Annotated in this window: 1 pseudogene; it reads left to right on the top strand. The window is 48.4% G+C overall.

Annotated features, from left to right (window positions below):
- Nucleotides 1–120 precede the first annotated feature (120 nt).
- A pseudogene (locus ACSZO1_RS22790) lies at nt 121–255 on the top strand (hypothetical protein); the annotation flags it as partial.
- Between the last annotated feature and the right edge of the window lie 59 nt (nt 256–314).

The raw sequence follows: 314 nt of genomic DNA, 5'->3' as shown, positions 1-314 counted from the left end.
AGGATAGCTTATCGGTAGCTAACCGTCCCTCCATCCACATGACCAAGCGTTGCACTTATTATCTGAATTCGCGATACAGCTAAGGACTCCACTGAACCCCACCGATTAAATCGCACCTTCCTTAGTACAGGTCTGGTACTGGGGCATGCTTTCCAGAATGACTGGGGATTTTTGGCTGGCTTTATTGCCTTTGTGATCGCCATTGTCTGGTTAGCGAACCGAAATCTGAATCGGGCAGAACGCGAATTCAGATAATAAGTGCAACGCTTGGTCATGTGGATGGAGGGACGGTTAGCTACCGATAAGCTATCCTG

The sequence above is a fragment of the Erwinia sp. V71 genome, from assembly GCF_965644245.1.
In the GTDB taxonomy this organism is placed as follows: domain Bacteria; phylum Pseudomonadota; class Gammaproteobacteria; order Enterobacterales; family Enterobacteriaceae; genus Erwinia.
The sequence above is the reverse complement of the archived record's forward strand: the minus strand, read 5'-3'. Positions and strand labels throughout refer to the sequence as shown.